Annotated in this window: 12 protein-coding genes and 1 pseudogene; 6 read left to right on the top strand and 7 right to left on the bottom strand. The window is 61.3% G+C overall.

From position 1 onward, the window contains the following. The first annotated feature begins 219 nt into the window (after positions 1-219). Positions 220-1,182 (top strand): porin, encoded by a 963-nt coding sequence (locus ACUN0E_RS04640; RefSeq protein ID WP_445565793.1) that lies wholly within the window; start codon positions 220-222, stop codon positions 1,180-1,182. 64 nt (positions 1,183-1,246) lie between these two features. After that, positions 1,247-2,192 (top strand): annotated as a pseudogene (locus tag ACUN0E_RS04635) (IS5 family transposase); the annotation flags it as partial. Here the strand turns inward: ACUN0E_RS04635 and ACUN0E_RS04630 are convergent. Together ACUN0E_RS04630 and ACUN0E_RS04625 are read right to left on the bottom strand one after the other, a co-directional pair. Further along, positions 2,141-2,545, bottom strand: coding sequence for an MBL fold metallo-hydrolase (locus tag ACUN0E_RS04630; RefSeq protein WP_445570380.1), 405 nt, complete (start codon positions 2,543-2,545; stop codon positions 2,141-2,143). The pseudogene ACUN0E_RS04635 and the gene ACUN0E_RS04630 sit on opposite strands and share 52 nt — an antisense overlap. A 494-nt stretch (positions 2,546-3,039) precedes the next feature. Beyond that, complete coding sequence (locus tag ACUN0E_RS04625) at positions 3,040-3,918, bottom strand: LysR family transcriptional regulator (RefSeq protein ID WP_408388283.1); 879 nt, start codon at positions 3,916-3,918, stop codon at positions 3,040-3,042. A gap of 239 nt (positions 3,919-4,157) precedes the next feature. Here ACUN0E_RS04625 and ACUN0E_RS04620 point away from each other — a divergent pair, with 239 nt between their 5' ends. The 3 genes from ACUN0E_RS04620 (at position 4,158) to ACUN0E_RS04610 (ending at position 7,608) form a co-directional block, all read left to right on the top strand. Beyond that, positions 4,158-5,294, top strand: a complete 1,137-nt coding sequence (locus ACUN0E_RS04620; RefSeq protein ID WP_445565792.1) for a C45 family autoproteolytic acyltransferase/hydolase — start codon at positions 4,158-4,160, stop codon at positions 5,292-5,294. 186 nt (positions 5,295-5,480) lie between these two features. Continuing rightward, positions 5,481-6,233, top strand: a complete 753-nt coding sequence (locus ACUN0E_RS04615) for an alpha/beta hydrolase (RefSeq protein ID WP_445570379.1) — start codon at positions 5,481-5,483, stop codon at positions 6,231-6,233. 4 nt (positions 6,234-6,237) lie between these two features. Further along, positions 6,238-7,608 (top strand): MFS transporter, encoded by a 1,371-nt coding sequence (locus tag ACUN0E_RS04610; protein ID WP_445565791.1) that lies wholly within the window; start codon positions 6,238-6,240, stop codon positions 7,606-7,608. Between the two features lie 40 nt (positions 7,609-7,648). On the opposite strand, the gene ACUN0E_RS04605 is transcribed toward ACUN0E_RS04610, so the two are convergent. Then, positions 7,649-8,539 carry a LysR substrate-binding domain-containing protein gene (locus ACUN0E_RS04605; RefSeq protein ID WP_445565790.1) on the bottom strand — a complete coding sequence of 297 codons (891 nt, stop codon included), beginning with the start codon at positions 8,537-8,539 and terminating at the stop codon, positions 7,649-7,651. Positions 8,540-8,706: 167 nt separating this feature from the next. Between ACUN0E_RS04605 and ACUN0E_RS04600 the strand changes: the two genes are divergently transcribed. Further along, positions 8,707-10,257, top strand: a complete 1,551-nt coding sequence (locus ACUN0E_RS04600; RefSeq protein ID WP_445565789.1) for an MFS transporter — start codon at positions 8,707-8,709, stop codon at positions 10,255-10,257. Between the two features lie 35 nt (positions 10,258-10,292). Here the strand turns inward: ACUN0E_RS04600 and ACUN0E_RS04595 are convergent, their stop codons facing one another. The 4 genes from ACUN0E_RS04595 to oxlT all read right to left on the bottom strand — a co-directional run bounded on the left by ACUN0E_RS04595 (position 10,293) and on the right by oxlT (position 15,247). Beyond that, a complete protein-coding gene (locus ACUN0E_RS04595; RefSeq protein WP_408388277.1) occupies positions 10,293-10,724 on the bottom strand; it encodes a PAS domain-containing protein in 432 nt (143 codons plus the stop codon). A 107-nt stretch (positions 10,725-10,831) separates the two neighbouring features. Then, positions 10,832-12,082: a formyl-CoA transferase gene (frc, locus tag ACUN0E_RS04590; RefSeq protein ID WP_408519417.1), complete on the bottom strand. Its 1,251-nt coding sequence runs from the start codon at positions 12,080-12,082 to the stop codon at positions 10,832-10,834. Positions 12,083-12,108: 26 nt separating this feature from the next. Then, positions 12,109-13,851, bottom strand: a complete 1,743-nt coding sequence (gene oxc / locus ACUN0E_RS04585) for an oxalyl-CoA decarboxylase (protein WP_408519416.1) — start codon at positions 13,849-13,851, stop codon at positions 12,109-12,111. Between the two features lie 64 nt (positions 13,852-13,915). Next, a complete protein-coding gene (gene oxlT, locus ACUN0E_RS04580) occupies positions 13,916-15,247 on the bottom strand; it encodes an oxalate/formate MFS antiporter (RefSeq protein WP_445565788.1) in 1,332 nt (443 codons plus the stop codon). Between the last annotated feature and the right edge of the window lie 422 nt (positions 15,248-15,669).

Genomic DNA, 15,669 nt, shown 5'->3' with positions numbered 1-15,669 from the left:
TAAGGCTGTTAGCTTGCCCCGCCGTTACCGTCCTCCGATCCGACAGACAAGAACCCGGGGCCGCCCCGAAACCGGCCCACCATCCGAAAGACTGCGGCATATCCGGGGGTATTGGGCACGCTCGATCGCTCACTGGATGGCATTTATATTAGCTGTACAAACTAATAACTATTCATAAAAGCGTCGGCATTCCGATGCGAATAAGAACGGAGATTCCGTATGAAAAGGTTTATCATTCTCGCATCCGGCGCAGTCTTTTCCTGTGCGTCCGCCTCCCCCGTGTTCGCGCAGTCGACGGTCACACTCTATGGCGTGCTCGACAATGGCTTTGTCTATCAAAGTTCGAGCGGCAACAATTCGGCGATCCGTGCGGTACCCGGCGGACTCTTCGCGACACGTTACGGTTTTAAGGGCAGCGAGGATATCGGTGGCGGCCTGCACGTCAATTTCCAGTTGGAGCAAGCCTTTTCCGGTCAGACGGGTGCGGCCACAAACGCGGCCGAAGCCTTTAATCGTCTAGCGTATGTCGGCCTGTCCGGCGGATTCGGCGAAGTCCGCTTCGGCTTGCAGAACTCGCCGCAATACGACGTCCTTCAGGCGGCAATGGATCCGTCCTGGGTCAAAAGCATCGCGTCGCCCATGAATAATTTCAATGGTCTGATCATCCGTGCGAACAGTGGTATTTCCTACTACACGCCCACGTTTGATGGGCTGAACGCCAAATTCATGGTGGCATTGCGCGATTCGACGACCGGGTCGGGCAACGGCATAGGGTTCTATAACGTTATCGTCCAGTACATCAACGGGCCGTTGAATGTGGCGGCCGGCTACGAGCGCGGAGACGAACCTGGCGTTGGGGCGGGCGGTAGCTACACGCTGGCGGGCGGTGGTGCCGCGGGTCCTGGCGCGGTATTTAGCGTGTTCAACGCGGGGGCTTCGTATGCGATCGGTGCCAACCGCATCTGGCTGGCCTATCACACGGAGAACCTGACCAACACGCCGAAATACAAGCAGCACGATGTCTACCAGATATCGGATTCGTATCAACTCTCACCATTTGCTTTGCTTTCGCTGATGTACGGTTACCTGTACGACCGCACGGGTGAGGGCAACAATGCACAGCAATTGGGCCTGCTTTTCGAGTACTCGCTGTCTAACAGGCCGGTGAAATACCTCATGTAGCGGTCATCCGGGACGCAGGTGTAAACGTTGAACTGATGTCATCAATGAGAGCGAGATGGAACGGATGCGTGGGCCAGATGGTTTTACCGAGTCAATGTTCACCGTGTTGAAGCTGGATGATTTCGTGCCGAAGGACCATCCGTTGCGTCCGATTCGCAGTTGGCTCAATGACGCGCTCAAGCGCATGGACGACGTTTTCGCGCGGATGTACGAAGCTGACGCGAAAGGTGGCCGGCCGAGCATCGCGCCGGAGAAGCTGGTGCGAGCTCTTTTGCTGCAGGTGCTGTACTCAGTTCGTAGCGAGCGCATGCTGGTGGAACAGATTTCCTACAACATGTTGTTCCGCTGGTTCGTCGGCCTGCCGATGGACGGGACCGTGTGGGACCACTCGACGTTCAGCAAGAACCGCGACCGGTTGCTCGAACACGATGTGCTGGTGTTGCTCTTCAACGAGACAGTCGAGACCGCGCGCGAGCGCGGATATCTTTCTGGAGAGCACTTTAGCGTTGACGGCACGTTGATTCAGGCATGGGCCGGGCACAAGAGCTTTGTGCCCAAGGCAAGTCCGGACAAAGACGACACGCCTCCTGACGAACCGCCCGCGCCGAATGACAACTGGCACGGACAGAAGCGCAGTAACGAGACGCACCAATCCACGACGGACGAGCAGGCGCGCCTGTTTCGCAAGAGCAAAGGAACCGGAGCGATGCTCTGTTATATGGGCCACGTGCTGACCGACAACCGGCATGGCCTGGTGGTCAACGCACAGGTGACGCTGGCGACGGGCACCGCCGAGCGCGACGCGGCCGGGCGGATGCTTGCCGATGCCGCAAGTGTTGCGCCGCTCGGCATCACAGTCGGCGCGGACAAGAACTACGACACCGCCGGCTTCGTCGGCAGTTGTCGCGCGAATCGTGTCACGCCGCATGTGGCACAAAACGATGGGCGTCCAGGCGGTTCAGCAATTGACGAGCGAACTACGCGTTGGCCGGGTTACGCGGTCAGCGAATGCCGGCTTGATCGTGTAGTGGTCGACCAGTGTCGAGGTGACGCGCACGCGGTCGTCTTCCATCACGAGGCGTGGGCCGTCGAATTCATGAATGTTGATCAGTGGCCGGAATGGCGGGCGGCCTTCTTCGCGCATCCGCACGTCGAGGTCGATCGCGTTCATGTCGACAAAGTCGTCGATCATCTTTGTCATGCGCGGCGGCCCGTACAGGTTGACGGGCGTGCGCAGGCCGGTGGCCCAGGCGAGGAACACGAGGTTGCCGAGATCGGCGTTGTGGTCCGAATGATGGTGGGTCAGGAAAATGTCACGGATGCCCGGCAGTTTGATACCCGCTTTGGTCAATTGCAGCGCCACGCCGTTGCCGCAATCGACCACGTAGGGCTGACCGTCGACCACCAGCACGTTCGCCGGTGCCGCGCGCAGGTCGGACGGCGTCGGCCCCCCCCTTGGTGCCGAGCAGGATCAGCTGTGTGCCTTTTGTGGCGTGTCCGGTGGCGGGTGCAGGGGTTGCGGAGCTGGCCGGTGACTGCGCGTTGGCGTCTTTCATCCACGGCAGCGCTGCGGTGGTGCCTGCTGTCACGGCAATACGCATGAAATCACGGCGGGAGCGTCCGAACGGCTGATCACTCATGGGTCTGTGTCTCCTGATATTTTGGTTGGAGTGTGCTCGATTTTCCTGAGTCAATCCTCGGGAGTCAGCACATCGACCAGTATGCCAAGGATCCAGGCGCTGCCCCCAGTTTCGGCCGTTCGACATCGTGGCGCGAGTCGTCGACAATCCCGTGCAGCGAAAATGTTGCGTCAAGCGCAGGCGCTGGTGGATCGCAAGGAGCCTGAAGGCGGAGGCCTTACTCGGCCAGCGCCGCGAGCAATTGATTCTTGACGATCGCGGTGGCCAGCGGCTGTCGCCCAAACTCATACCAGCCGATGTGCCGGCGCCACGCGGTGCCCGGAATCGGCCTCACCGACAGCAGCGGGTCTTCGTCCCAGGCGGCGTGCCGCAGACGCGGCACGATCGACACGCCCACGTTCTGCCGCACCAGATCGGCAATCGCGGCGATCGAGTTCATTTCCAGAATGGGGTTGACCTCGACGCGCAGCCGCCGAAGCAGGCTCGCCACATGGGTGCCTGTCAGCGATGCGGCTTCGAAGGCGATGAACGGATGACGCTTCAGCAGTGAGCTCACCGGCGCATCGGCCGGGGCGATCGCCGGATTGACCAGCAGTACCAGTGGTTCATCGTAAAGGCGCTCCCACGACTCGGGTAGCGTGGTTGCCCGGGGTTCACTGACGATCACCGCCGCATCGATTTCCCCGGCACGCACCTGGCGGTCCAGTTCGGCGCTGCTGCCGTGCGCGAGGCGCACCTTCAGCCCGGGGTAGGGGACCCTCAGCCGGATCACGTTAGCCGCCAGAAAACCCATTGACGACACCGTCGAGCCGATCGTGATCGAGCCTTCGATGCTGAGTTCGTCGGCCACGCCGCGCAACAGCGAGTCATACGCGGCCACCACCGTGCGCGCCTGCTGGATGATCGATCGGCCGGCATCGTTCAACTGGATGCTGCGCCCGCTGCGGTCGAACAACTGGCGCTGGCATACGCGCTCCAGTGTGCGCATCTGCGCGCCGACAGCGGCGTGTGTGAGCGCCATGCGATCGGCGGCCGCCGCCATCGTTCCATGTTTCTCGATCGCGAGAAACGTCCGCAGCATTCGAATTTCACTCATGCGGGATCTCCTCCAAAGCCTCCGGGACGTGCACGGATTGCACGATTTCCCCCTGTCTCCGCGCGCCTCATGATCGCACGAAACGAAAAAATTTCTTTCCTTTCGATAAAGAAAATAACGCTTTTTATTTTGTTTGTGGCCAATGAGAATCGATTTGTCACAAATCAGGCCGATGGCGTCAGCGCGGGCTTACTCCCGCTTTATGCCGTCGGCGGCAGCCAGGGTGAGGAGTCCCACACATGTCGCAAATCCAGCAGTTTCCGCAGTTTCCATTCGTCAGTGTGTCCGGCAAACCGTATGAACGCGGCTTGCAATATGGCCGTGCGGCGGCGGCGCGTGTGCGCCTGAGCGCATCCCGCTATGGTCAGACGCTGCGCAATCTTGGCTACAGCGAAGCGTCGCAGACGGCGCTGATCCGCTCGCTCGAACAGGTCATCGGCGAGTTTCAACCTGCGTACCTGGACGAGATGCGTGGCATTGCCACCGGCGCGGAAGTGCCGTTCGAAGACATCGTGATGATCAATGCCCGGACCGAGGTGCTGGCCAAGGCGCGCGTCGAAATGGCGCTGCAGGCCGACGACGAAGACGGTTGTACCGGTGTGCTGGTGCTGCCGTCGCGTACGTCGACCGGGCAGTTGATCCATGCGCAGAACTGGGACTGGAAGGCCGATTGCGTCGATACCGGCATCGTCTTGCGCGTGCGCAGCGACGACGGCCCCGATTTTCTGACCTTTGTCGAGGCGGGTGGCCTCGCGCGCAGCGGGCTCAATGCCGCGGGCGTGTCGATCACCGCGAATTATCTCGAGTCCGAGCGCGACTTCACGCAACTGGGCGTGCCGCTGTCGCTGCTGCGTCGGCGCGTGCTGGAAGAACCGATGTTCGCGAACGCGTTGCGGGTGATCGCCACCACGCCGAAATCGTGTTCGAACAACATCATGCTCGGCATGGCTGAGGGCTTCGGCATCGATTTCGAATGCGCGCCGAACGAAGCTTTCCCGATCTATCCGGACGACGACCAGATGATCGTGCACGCGAACCATTGGCTCAGCCCGGTCGCTCGCGCCAAGCTGCTGGATACCGGTTGCGATAGCTCGCCGGACAGCTATTACCGCGACTGGCGCGTGCGTCAGTTGCTGAAAGCCGCACCGAAGGTCGATCGCGACGCGGTCAAGGCCGCGTTGTTCGATGCGTTCGGCACGCCGTTTTCGGTATGCCGTCCGCCGCGCCCGGGCACACGTCACACGATGACCGCGACAGTCGCGATGATCGTCATGCTGCCGGGCGCAGGCGAAATGGATGTCGCACCGATGCCCGCGCTCAACCGCGTTTTCACCCGCTACAGCCTGCACCACGAACCGCTCGCCGAAGCGGCGTGAGTTGTGAATAAGCACGTGTGCCACGCAACGCGCGGCATGCACGAGACCGTTGGAATCGTCAGAGAGGAATGACAGATGTTCGATGCAGAGAAGCGATCCACTCCGGGTCATGAGAAAGCGCAAGCGCTGTACGACCTGGGTTCGACCACCGTGTACGCGAGTCGTCACGATCCACGCTTTCCGTATGTGCTGTACGTGCCGCCTGAAGTACTGACACCCGGCAATGATGTCGAACTGGTCGTCGTGATGCATGGCACCGGGCGTCAGTTCACGCAGTATCGCGATGCGTTCGCGCCGTTCGGCCGCTGGAACCGCTGCATCGTGCTGTGCCCGCTGTTTCCGGTGGGCGTGCGCGGCGATGGCGAGCGCAGTGGTTTCAAGCGACTCATCGAAGGCGATATCCGCTACGACAAAGTGCTGCTCGACATGGTGACCGAAGTGGGCGAGCGTTATGGCAAGCGCTTCGACAAGTTCGCATTGTTCGGCTATTCGGGCGGCGGGCAGTATGTGAACCGCTTTGCGTACGCGCATCCGGAGCGGCTGTGGGCCGCGTCGATCGGTGCGCCCGGCAACGTCACCGTGCTCGACGACACGAAGGACTGGTGGCTGGGCACGGGCGGTTTCGAGCGACACTTCGGCAAGCCATTCGATCTGGCCGCCTTGCAGCGTGTGCCGGTGCAGATGGTGGTGGGCCGGGCAGATCTGGAAACCTGGGAAATCACGGTGCCCGAGGATAGCCCGATGTATCTGCCAGGTATCAACGATGCCGGGGCGACGCGCCCGGAGCGGCTACGCACGCTGAAGGCCTCGTTCGAGGCTGCCGGCGTTCGCGTGCGCTTCGACGAGATGGCCAATATTGCCCACAACGGCATGCAGGTTGTCGAGGTGGTTCAGGATTTTTTTGCGCAGACGTTGCGCACCCTGCGGGCCGGAGGATAAACACATGGACGCCCAAAGCGATTCAGGGAAGGTCTGGAAAACCATTGTATCGACGGTGATAGGAGGCACCTTCGAGTGGTTCGATTTCATGGTGTACTCCTATTTTTCGAGCATGATCGCGCGGGTGTTTTTTCCTACCGTTGATCGCAGCGGGGCGTTGCTGCTGACGTTCGCGACCTTCGCGGTCGGCTTCCTGGTCCGTCCGATCGGCGGCGTGGTAATGGGAGCGGCCGCGGACCGGGTCGGACGGGTAAAGGTACTGTCGTGGATCATGGTGCTGATGTCGGTGGGCTCGCTGATCCTGGGGCTGACCCCGGGCTTCGCGACCCTTGGGCTCGTCGCGCCGCTGCTGGTGGTGATCGGCCGCCTGGTGCAAGGCTTCGCGGTGGGTGCGCAATTCGCGCTGTCGTCGGTGACGATTTACGAGGTCGCGCCGCCCAACCGGAAGATGTTTTACGGCAGCTTCAATATGCTGTCGATCGGGATCGCCGCGATGTTGTCTTCGGGATGCAGTTACCTGCTGTCGCGTCACCTGTCGCATGCGGATCTGTCGGCCTGGGGATGGCGCGTGCCGTTCCTGATCGGCGCGCTGGTCGGGCCAATCGGCTTCTACATCCGCCATCATGTCGACGAATCGGATGAATTCAACCGGATGCAGGCACGCGCCGCGGCACGGGCGCCCATGCGCGAGCGTCTTCGCGATTTTGTGCGTGAGAACGGCGATGCCGTGGTGTGCGCGATGGGCGTGATGATCGCCGGCACGTCGCTGAATTATGTCTGGAATGCGTATCTGCCAACCTACGCGCAGGTTCAGTTGCATCTGTCACTCAGTTCGTCGCTGCAAGGGATATTCGTCACGAGTATCGTGATGTGCGTTCTGTCGCCGGTGTTCGGCTTGCTGGCGGACCGTGTCGGCGCGTATCGGCTGTTCTTCTTCTTTATCGTGGGCTGGCTGATCTGCGTCTTTCCGTTGTTCTCGTATTTGCTGGCCGACCCCACTGAGAGCCGTCTGATGATCGTACGGGTTGTCGGCATACTATTCCTGACGCTGCAAGGTGCCGCGCATCCAGGGATGCTGGTCAAGATCTTCACCGTGCAGGGTCGCTCCACCGGCGTGGCGATTTCGTATAACACTTCGGTCATGCTTTTCGGCGGGCTGGCGCCGTTCTATATCTCGCTGGTGGCGCGCTTCACGAACGCGCGCTTCATTCCGCCGAGCTACCTGTTCGGTACTGGGTTGCTAGCGATCGCGCTGGTGCTCATTACGCGCACTGGGCGGCGGGTGTTGCAGGAAGACCGGCTGGAGCGCAGGCAACGGCGTACGGCACGCGAGACCGGTATACAGCGTGCGAACTCGGGTGATCCAGTGGTTTAGGTCGCGTGGTACGTGACGCAGAACGTCGTGAATTGTCGGTTCACGGGAGCTTGAACAGCTTCGCGCACATGAAATCGACGAACACCCTAAGCTTCGGCGACAACTGCCGGCTCGATGGCCATAGGATCGAGAACTGTCCTGGGGCGATCTGATGCTCGTCGAGCAACGTTGTGAGCGTGCCCGTCGCGAGCGCGTCGCGTACCAGAAAATCCGGCATGTACCCAATGCCAAAGTCCGCGATGACAGCCTCGCGCAGCGCCTCCATGTTGTTGCAAGTTATCGCCGTGCGCAGGTTCGCAGGCTCACTGCCATCCGCCAACAGTTCCCACGGCTGAAGCTTGCCCGTTGTCGGAAAACGGTAGCGCACGCACGCGTGCACGTCCAGGTCGCGCAGCGTACGCGGCACACCAGCTTGCGCGAGATAGCCGGGCGACGCGCACAGCGTGAAACAGAAGGTGCCGAGACGGCGTGACATCAGACTCGAATCTGTCAGCGTGCCGCTGCGGATGACTGCGTCGAAACCGCCTTCGACAACATCCACGAGCCGGTCGTTGAAATCCAGATCGAGTTCGACATCGGGATAGCGTCGCGTGAATTCTGGCAGCACGGGCAACAGGAATCGATAGCCGATCGCGGGCAGGCTCACGCGCAGCCTGCCGCGTGGCGTTTGCGCGGCCTCCGACAGCATCGCCTCGGCATCGCGCAGGTCTTCCAGTATCCGGTGACAGCGATCATAGAAGTGACGTCCCTCATCGGTGAGCGTGACCTTTCGTGTGGTGCGATGAAAGAGCCGCACGCCGAGCGATTGCTCCAGCTTTGCAATCGCCTTGCCGACCGCTGACGCCGAGATGCCGAGCTTGTGGCCGGCGGCGACGAAGCTAAGCGCTTCCGCCGTGCGCACGAACGCGACGATTCCGTTGAGGTTGTCCATCCCGGTCCGATCCCCGTAAAGTCGATTGAATTCAGGAATTTAACTCCGTTATCAGCGGAATTCCACACGGTTTTTATCTGATTGAATCCGAATTATCGTTGATCGCTCTGCCGGGGTGTGCGCGTCCGCGAGGCGTTGCGCAGACCGGCTTCCTTTGGGGAGCGTCGATGAGCAACACTTTTTCTTCCGTTTCATTGGGGCGGCCGGTCGCAATTCTCACGGCCGTTTGTCTCGCCGCGCTCGCGTTGCCGCTCAGTTTTTCGGCCGGTGCGCTGGCAACGCCCGCGATCGGGCGGGAACTCGCGGGTGGCCCGGTCGAGATGAACTGGATCACGAATGCGTTCATGCTGACCTTTGGGAGCCTGCTGATGGCGGCCGGGGCACTCGCGGACCGGTATGGCCGCAAGCGCTTATTTGCGATCGGCGTAAGCGGATTCACGCTGGTCTCGCTGTTACTCGGCTTCGCACCGTCGATCCTGGTTGTCGATCTGCTGCGTGCTATCCAGGGCGTTGCCGCCGCGGCCGCGCTGGCCGGCGGGACTGCGGCTCTCGCGCAGGAGTTCGATGGCCGCGGGCGTACCCGGGCATTCAGTCTGCTGGGTACGACCTTCGGGCTCGGGCTTGCATTCGGGCCCGTGCTAGCCGGCTTCATGATCGAGCGCTTCGGCTGGCGAGCGATCTTCGCGACGGGTGCCGTCGTGGGCGTCGTGTCGCTGCTGTTCGGCGTGCCGCAGATGCGTGAGTCGCGCGACCCGGACGCGCGGCGTATCGACTGGGCGGGAATCGCGACGTTCACGGGCGCATTGTCGTGCTTCACGTTCGGTGTGATCCAGTCGTCAGAGAGCGGCTGGTCGAGCCCGCTCGTCGTCGGATTCCTGCTGGGCGCCGCACTGCTGGCCGCCGCGTTCTGGGCAATCGAAACGCGAGTCGCGCGGCCAATGCTTGGTGTGTCTTTGTTCCGCTATCCGCGTTTTGTCGGTGTGCAAGTGCTGCCGATTGCGACCTGCTACTGCTACATCGTGCTGCTCGTCGTGTTGCCGCTGCGTTTCGTCGGTGTCGACGGCTATAGCGAGATCGACGCTGGCTTGCTGATGCTCGCGCTGTCCGCACCGATGCTCATCGTGCCGCTCGTCGCCGCGACGCTAACGCGCTGGATGTCCGCCGGTGTCATCTCGGGGATCGGTTTGTTGATCGCCGCAGCCGGCTTGTACTGGCTGACCATTGTGTTACGCGGCGGCGCGAGCGAGGCAGTGATCGCGCCATTGCTCACAATCGGTGTTGGCGCAGGGATGCCTTGGGGATTGATGGACGGTCTATCGGTGAGCGTGGTGCCGAAGGAGCGTGCCGGCATGGCGACGGGTATCTTCAGCACCACGCGCGTTGCAGGCGAATGCATTGCGCTCGCAACGGTCAGCGGGATTCTGGCCGTGCTTACGCGGGCGCGTGTGCAGTCGACCTTGGGACCGCATGCCATATCTGCCGAAGTATCCGAAGCCGCGGCGCGACTTGCTGCAGGCGATCTCGATCGTGCATCGGCGCTTCTGCCGAACGTCGCCCGTGCGACGTTGCTTCACATCTATACCGACGCGTTCGGTCTTTTGCTCGGGGGATTGACTGTTGTTACGCTGCTATGCGCGATCGCGGTGTTCGTGATTCTTGGCCGCACTCGCGCCGACGACGATGCGTCGGCGCATACGCGTTCGCCTGCTCGAGTGTGACGCGCAGCTCGTGCTAGCGTTTGCGGTGTGGCCGCTCACGCGCCTGCGGCCGTCTCCAGTTCCGCAAGACGCTTGCGCAGCAAGCGATCTTCCTGGAAACGGCTGGTTTCGTCGCGGATCACTGCAACGATGCCGGTGAGCTCGTTCTGCGGCGAATGCAGCAACGCAACCGTAAAGGCAATCGAGAGTGCCCGCCCATCCTTGTGCGCAGCGGGGACACGCAGCACGTCGTTGCCGTAACGGGTTTCGCCCGTTGCCATGGTCTTGTGATATCCGTCCCAATGGCGGCCGCGCAAACGTTCCGGAATGATCAGGTCCAGTGAGTTTCCCAGCGCCTCGCTTTGTGTAAAACCGAACATGCGTTCGGCCGCGGGGTTCCATAGTGTGATGCTGCCGCCGGCATCGGAGATGATGATCGCGTCGCCGATAACATTGGCGAGTTGCTCGAAGTCGATAGCGCTTTGCATGACGCTCCCCGAATGTAAAAACGCAAATCCCTGGATTGGGTACGGCGCCCGCGAGCGACGCCGTACCCACAAGCCAGGCATACAAACAGGCCTGCGGCTTAACGGCGTTAAACCGCTTTGACTTCGCGCAGGTTGAAGATGTCCTGCTTGCTGTAGCCAAGGCTCGCCAGCACTTCGTCCGTGTGTTCGCCGAGCAGCGGCGACGCCGTGACTTCCGGCTTCATATCCGAGAACTTGATCGGACTGCCGACCGTCAGATACGAGCCGCGTTTCTTGTGCTGCACTTCGACGATCGTGCCGCTCGCGCGCAACGACGGATCGTTGGCGAGTTCCTTCATCGTCAGCACCGGCGCGCACGGAATGTCGAACTTGCGCAAAATGTCGACCGCTTCGAATTTGGTCTTGTCGGCGAGCCAGCCTTCGATGGTTCCGAAGATCTCGAAGATATGCGGTTGACGTGCTTCAGCGGTCTTGTAGGCGGGGTCATCGATCCACTCGGGTTTGCCGAGTGCCTTGCAGATTGGCTCCCACGCGTGGCCCTGGATCGTGAAGTAAATGTACGCGTTCGGATCCGTTTCCCAGCCCTTGCACTTGAGCACCCAGCCCGGCTGACCACCGCCGCCCGCATTGCCGCCACGCGGCACGACATCGCTGAATTCGCCGTGCGGATACTGCGGATATTCCTCGAGATAACCCACACGCTCCAGCCGCTGCTGGTCCCGCAGCTTCACGCGGCACAGGTTCAGCACGCTGTCCTGCATCGACACCGCGACCTTCTGGCCTTTGCCGGTTTTGCCGCGTCCAATCAGTGCGGTCAGAATGCCGATCGCCAGATGCATGCCAGTGTTGCTGTCGCCGAGCGCCGCGGCGCTGATGGTTGGCGGGCCATCCCAGAAGCCGGTGGTGGACGCCGCGCCGCCTGCGCATTGCGCGACGTTTTCATAGACCTTCAGGTCGTCGTAGTGATGGCCGTCGCTGAAGCCCTTCACCGAAGCGACGATCATCTTCGGATTGAGTTCGTTCAGGCGTTCCCACGAGAAGCCCATCCGGTCCAACGCGCCCGGGCCAAAGTTTTCGACCAGCACGTCTGATTCGCGAATCAGCTTTTCGAGTACTTCCTTGCCTTCGGGCTTTTTCGTGTCCAACGTCAGCGACTTCTTGTTGCTGTTGAGCATCGTGAAGTACAGTGCGTCGGCGTCGGGGATGTCGCGCAACTGGTTGCGCGTCACGTCGCCCGAACCCGGTCGTTCAACCTTGATCACGTCGGCACCGAACCAGGCGAGCAACTGGGTGCACGCGGGGCCGGCTTGAACGTGGGTGAAGTCGATGATCTTGATGCCTTCGAGAGGTTTGGTCACTTTGGTATCTCCGTAGTTACTCTGGATCACTTTTTCATCGCCGCACTTTGCGGATTCAGATTGGTCAGGCGGCCGCTTTCGGTGCCGGCCGCTTCATCGATGACGGCATTGATCAAGGTCGGCTTGCCCGATGCGATCGCTTCGAGCAGCGCCTTGGTCAGTTCTTCCGGTGTGGTCGCGTGGTGGCCGACACCGCCGAATGCCTCGATCATCTTGTCGTAGCGCGCGCCCTTCACGAACACGGTCGGCGCGACGTCCTTGCCGCCCGTCGGGTTCACGTCGGTGCCGCGATACACGCCGTTGTTGTTGAATACGATCGTGCAAACCGGCAAGTCGTAACGGCAGATGGTTTCGAGTTCCATGCCGCTGAAACCGAAGGCGCTGTCACCTTCGATCGCGACAACCGGTTTGCCGCTCGTCACCGCCGCGCCGATCGCGAAGCCCATGCCGATGCCCATGATTCCCCATGTGCCCGAATCGAAGCGTTTGCGCGGCTCATACATGTCGATGATGCTGCGCGCGTAGTCGAGCGTGTTCGCGCCTTCGTTGACGACGTTGATGTCCGGGCGGGTCTTCAGCACATCGCGGATCGCGCGCAACGCACTGTGGAAATTCATCGGCGATGGGTTCTTGTCGAGCGTCGCGGCCATCTTTGCGAGGTTCTTGCTCTTGCGCTCGGCGATCGCGCCGGTCCATTCGGCGCTCGGCTTTGCAAATCCCGCATCGAGACCTGTGCGCAATGCCGCCACGCACGAGCCGATATCGCCGATCACCGGCGCGGCAATCGCGACGTTGCTGTCGATTTCGGTTGGCGAAATATCAACCTGGACGAACTTCTTCGGCTCCGCACCCCATGTGTTGCCCTTGCCATGCGAGAGCAGCCAGTTCAGACGCGCGCCGATCAGCACGACAACGTCGGCTTCCTGCAGCACGAACGAGCGCGCCGCCGACGCCGATTGCTCGTGCGTATCGGGCAACAGGCCCTTGGCCATCGACATCGGCAGATAGGGAATGCCGCTTTGCTCGACGAACGCGCGAATCTCGGCGTCAGCCTGCGCATACGCCGCCCCCTTGCCGAGCAGGATCAGCGGGCGCTTCGCACTCTTTAGCACATCGATCGCACGCTTGACCGATTCGGGCGCCGGTAACTGACGCGGCGCGGCGTCGACCACTTTAACCAGCGACTGTTGGGCCTTCACGGCGTCCAGCGTTTGCGCGAGCAGCTTGGCCGGCAAGTCGAGATACACACCACCCGGGCGGCCCGACACCGCGGCACGAATCGCACGCGCCACGCCGATGCCGATGTCTTCCGCATGCAGCACGCGATACGCGGCCTTCGCATACGGCTTGGCCGCATTCAACTGATCCATTTCTTCGTAATCGCCCTGCTGCAGATCGACGATTTCGCGCTCGCTCGAACCGCTGATCAGGATCATCGGGAAGCAGTTGGTGGTCGCGTTGGCGAGCGCCGTCAGGCCGTTGAGAAAGCCCGGTGCCGATACCGTCAGGCAGATGCCTGGCTTTTGCGTCATGAAGCCGGAGATGGCCGCTGCGTTGCCGGCGTGCTGTTCATGACGAAAGCCGATGAACCGCATCCCTTCCGCTTGTGCGAGCCGCGCAAGGTCCGTGATGGGAATCCCGACCAGTCCAAAGATGGTGTCGATGTCGTTCAGTTTCAGCGCATCGATGACGAGATGGAATCCGTCGGTCGTCTCGGCTGCCTGTTGTTTCTGGCTGTTTTCTGCTGTAGGGCTGTCGGCTTCTGCCATGATGTCTCTCCTTGGTCGCGGGACGTTATGGGGTTTGTCGTGAGCTGCGCGCTCGCGTTGTTGTTTATTCAGGCGAGCCGCCGGGAGACGGCTGCAGCCGCGCTTCAGCGACGACTGCGCCGGCCGGCGCGCCCGAGTTCTCGATCCAGCGCTTTCTCATGGGTGCGAGGATGAACTTCGCGGACACGGCTGCAGCGATCGACACCACCGCCGCCGAGATGAACACGGTGCTCCAGCCACCATTCGCCGACAGCACCGATGCGATCGGCACCAGCATCGACGCGGTACCCTTCGCGGTATAGAGCGTCCCGGCATTGGCCGCGGCGCATTTGCTGCCGAACGTGTCCGCGCAGGTCGCCGGGAAGATCGAGAAGATTTCGCCCCAGCACAGGAACACGGCGGCTGCGAAGAACATGAATGCGTACGGGTTGTGGCCGAACTGCATGAGTCCCAGCAGCGCGACGCCTTCGCCGAGAAAGATCATGAACATCGTGTTTTCGCGGCCAATGCGGTCCGACAGAAAGCCGCACAACGGACGCGTGAAGCCGTTGCACAGATTGTCGATCGAGAGCGTCATCGTGAGCAGCGGCAGGGTGACGCCCAGCAGACTCACCGGCAGCTTGGCAAAGCCGTATTCCTTCGCGATCGGCCCAAGCTGTGCGGTCGCAATGATGCCGCCGGCCGCGACGAACACGAACATCAAATACAGCACCCAGAAGAGCGGCGAACGGATCATCTCGCCGGGCGTGTAGTCGATCTTGCTGGCGACCACGCGTTTGGCGGCGACCGCGGTTGCGGGCGGCTTTGGCCGTACCAGCATGGTGGCGAGCAGCAGAATGCAGACGCCCTGGAAAATGCCGAAGAACATGAACGTGTGCTCGTAGCCTGAGCGCTGGATCATGTTGGCAATTGGAATGACGGTGACGGCCGCGCCGGCGCCGAAACCCGCCGCGGTCAAACCGGCTGCGAGACCGCGCTTGTCCGGAAACCATTTGAGTGCCGTGCCGACGCAGGTGCCGTATACGCAACCCGCACCGATGCCGGCGATTACTGCCGCGACGTATAGCTCTGCGAGACTGCTCGCATGCGCGTTGATGATCCAGCCGAGCGCCGCACACAGCGAACCGCCGATCACAACCGGGCGCGGCCCGAACTTGTCGACGAGCCAGCCTTCGACGGGCACGAGCCAGGTTTCGGTGACAATGAAGACGGTGAACGCGGTCTGGATCGCCGCCTGCCCCCAATGGTGGGCGTTGTCCATCGGTACAACGAACAGTGTCCACGCATATTGCAGATTCGCGACGAGCCCCATGCACACGATACCGATCGCCAGTTGTACCCAGCGGTGATGCCAGAATGCCGTGCTGCTTCGCCCGGGTACGTTGGAATGTCCCATGTCTTTCGTCTCCTGTATATTCCGTCGCGCTCGAGCGGCGCGTTGGACCTACGTGATCGAATCGCTTCATAGCCGGTTTGCCTGTGGGCAATGAAGCACCAATGGTCGGCCAGACGAAATTGCGCTAACGAAAACCCTTATCCGTCGATCGCACGACAACTGGATGAAAGGTGTTTGGCGTAGAGCGCGTCTGAGGGATGCTGCGCGAGAACAGCAATAAGGGAAAGTTAAAACATTTTATGGTTTGCATTAGGCATACCTAATAGATGGGTCTGCTGCTTCTGGCTGTGGGGTTGTGCGAGAGGGCAACGCGGCTGTCCAGGCACCAGATTTTGTTGCCGTCGTCTCTGGGGAACGGATGTATAAGTAAATAGTTATCGTTTTTCGAAATAACTTTAACTATTGTTTATCGATACATCAGC

The organism is Paraburkholderia sp. D1E (assembly GCF_052682275.1).
The sequence above is the reverse complement of the archived record's forward strand: the minus strand, read 5'-3'. Positions and strand labels throughout refer to the sequence as shown.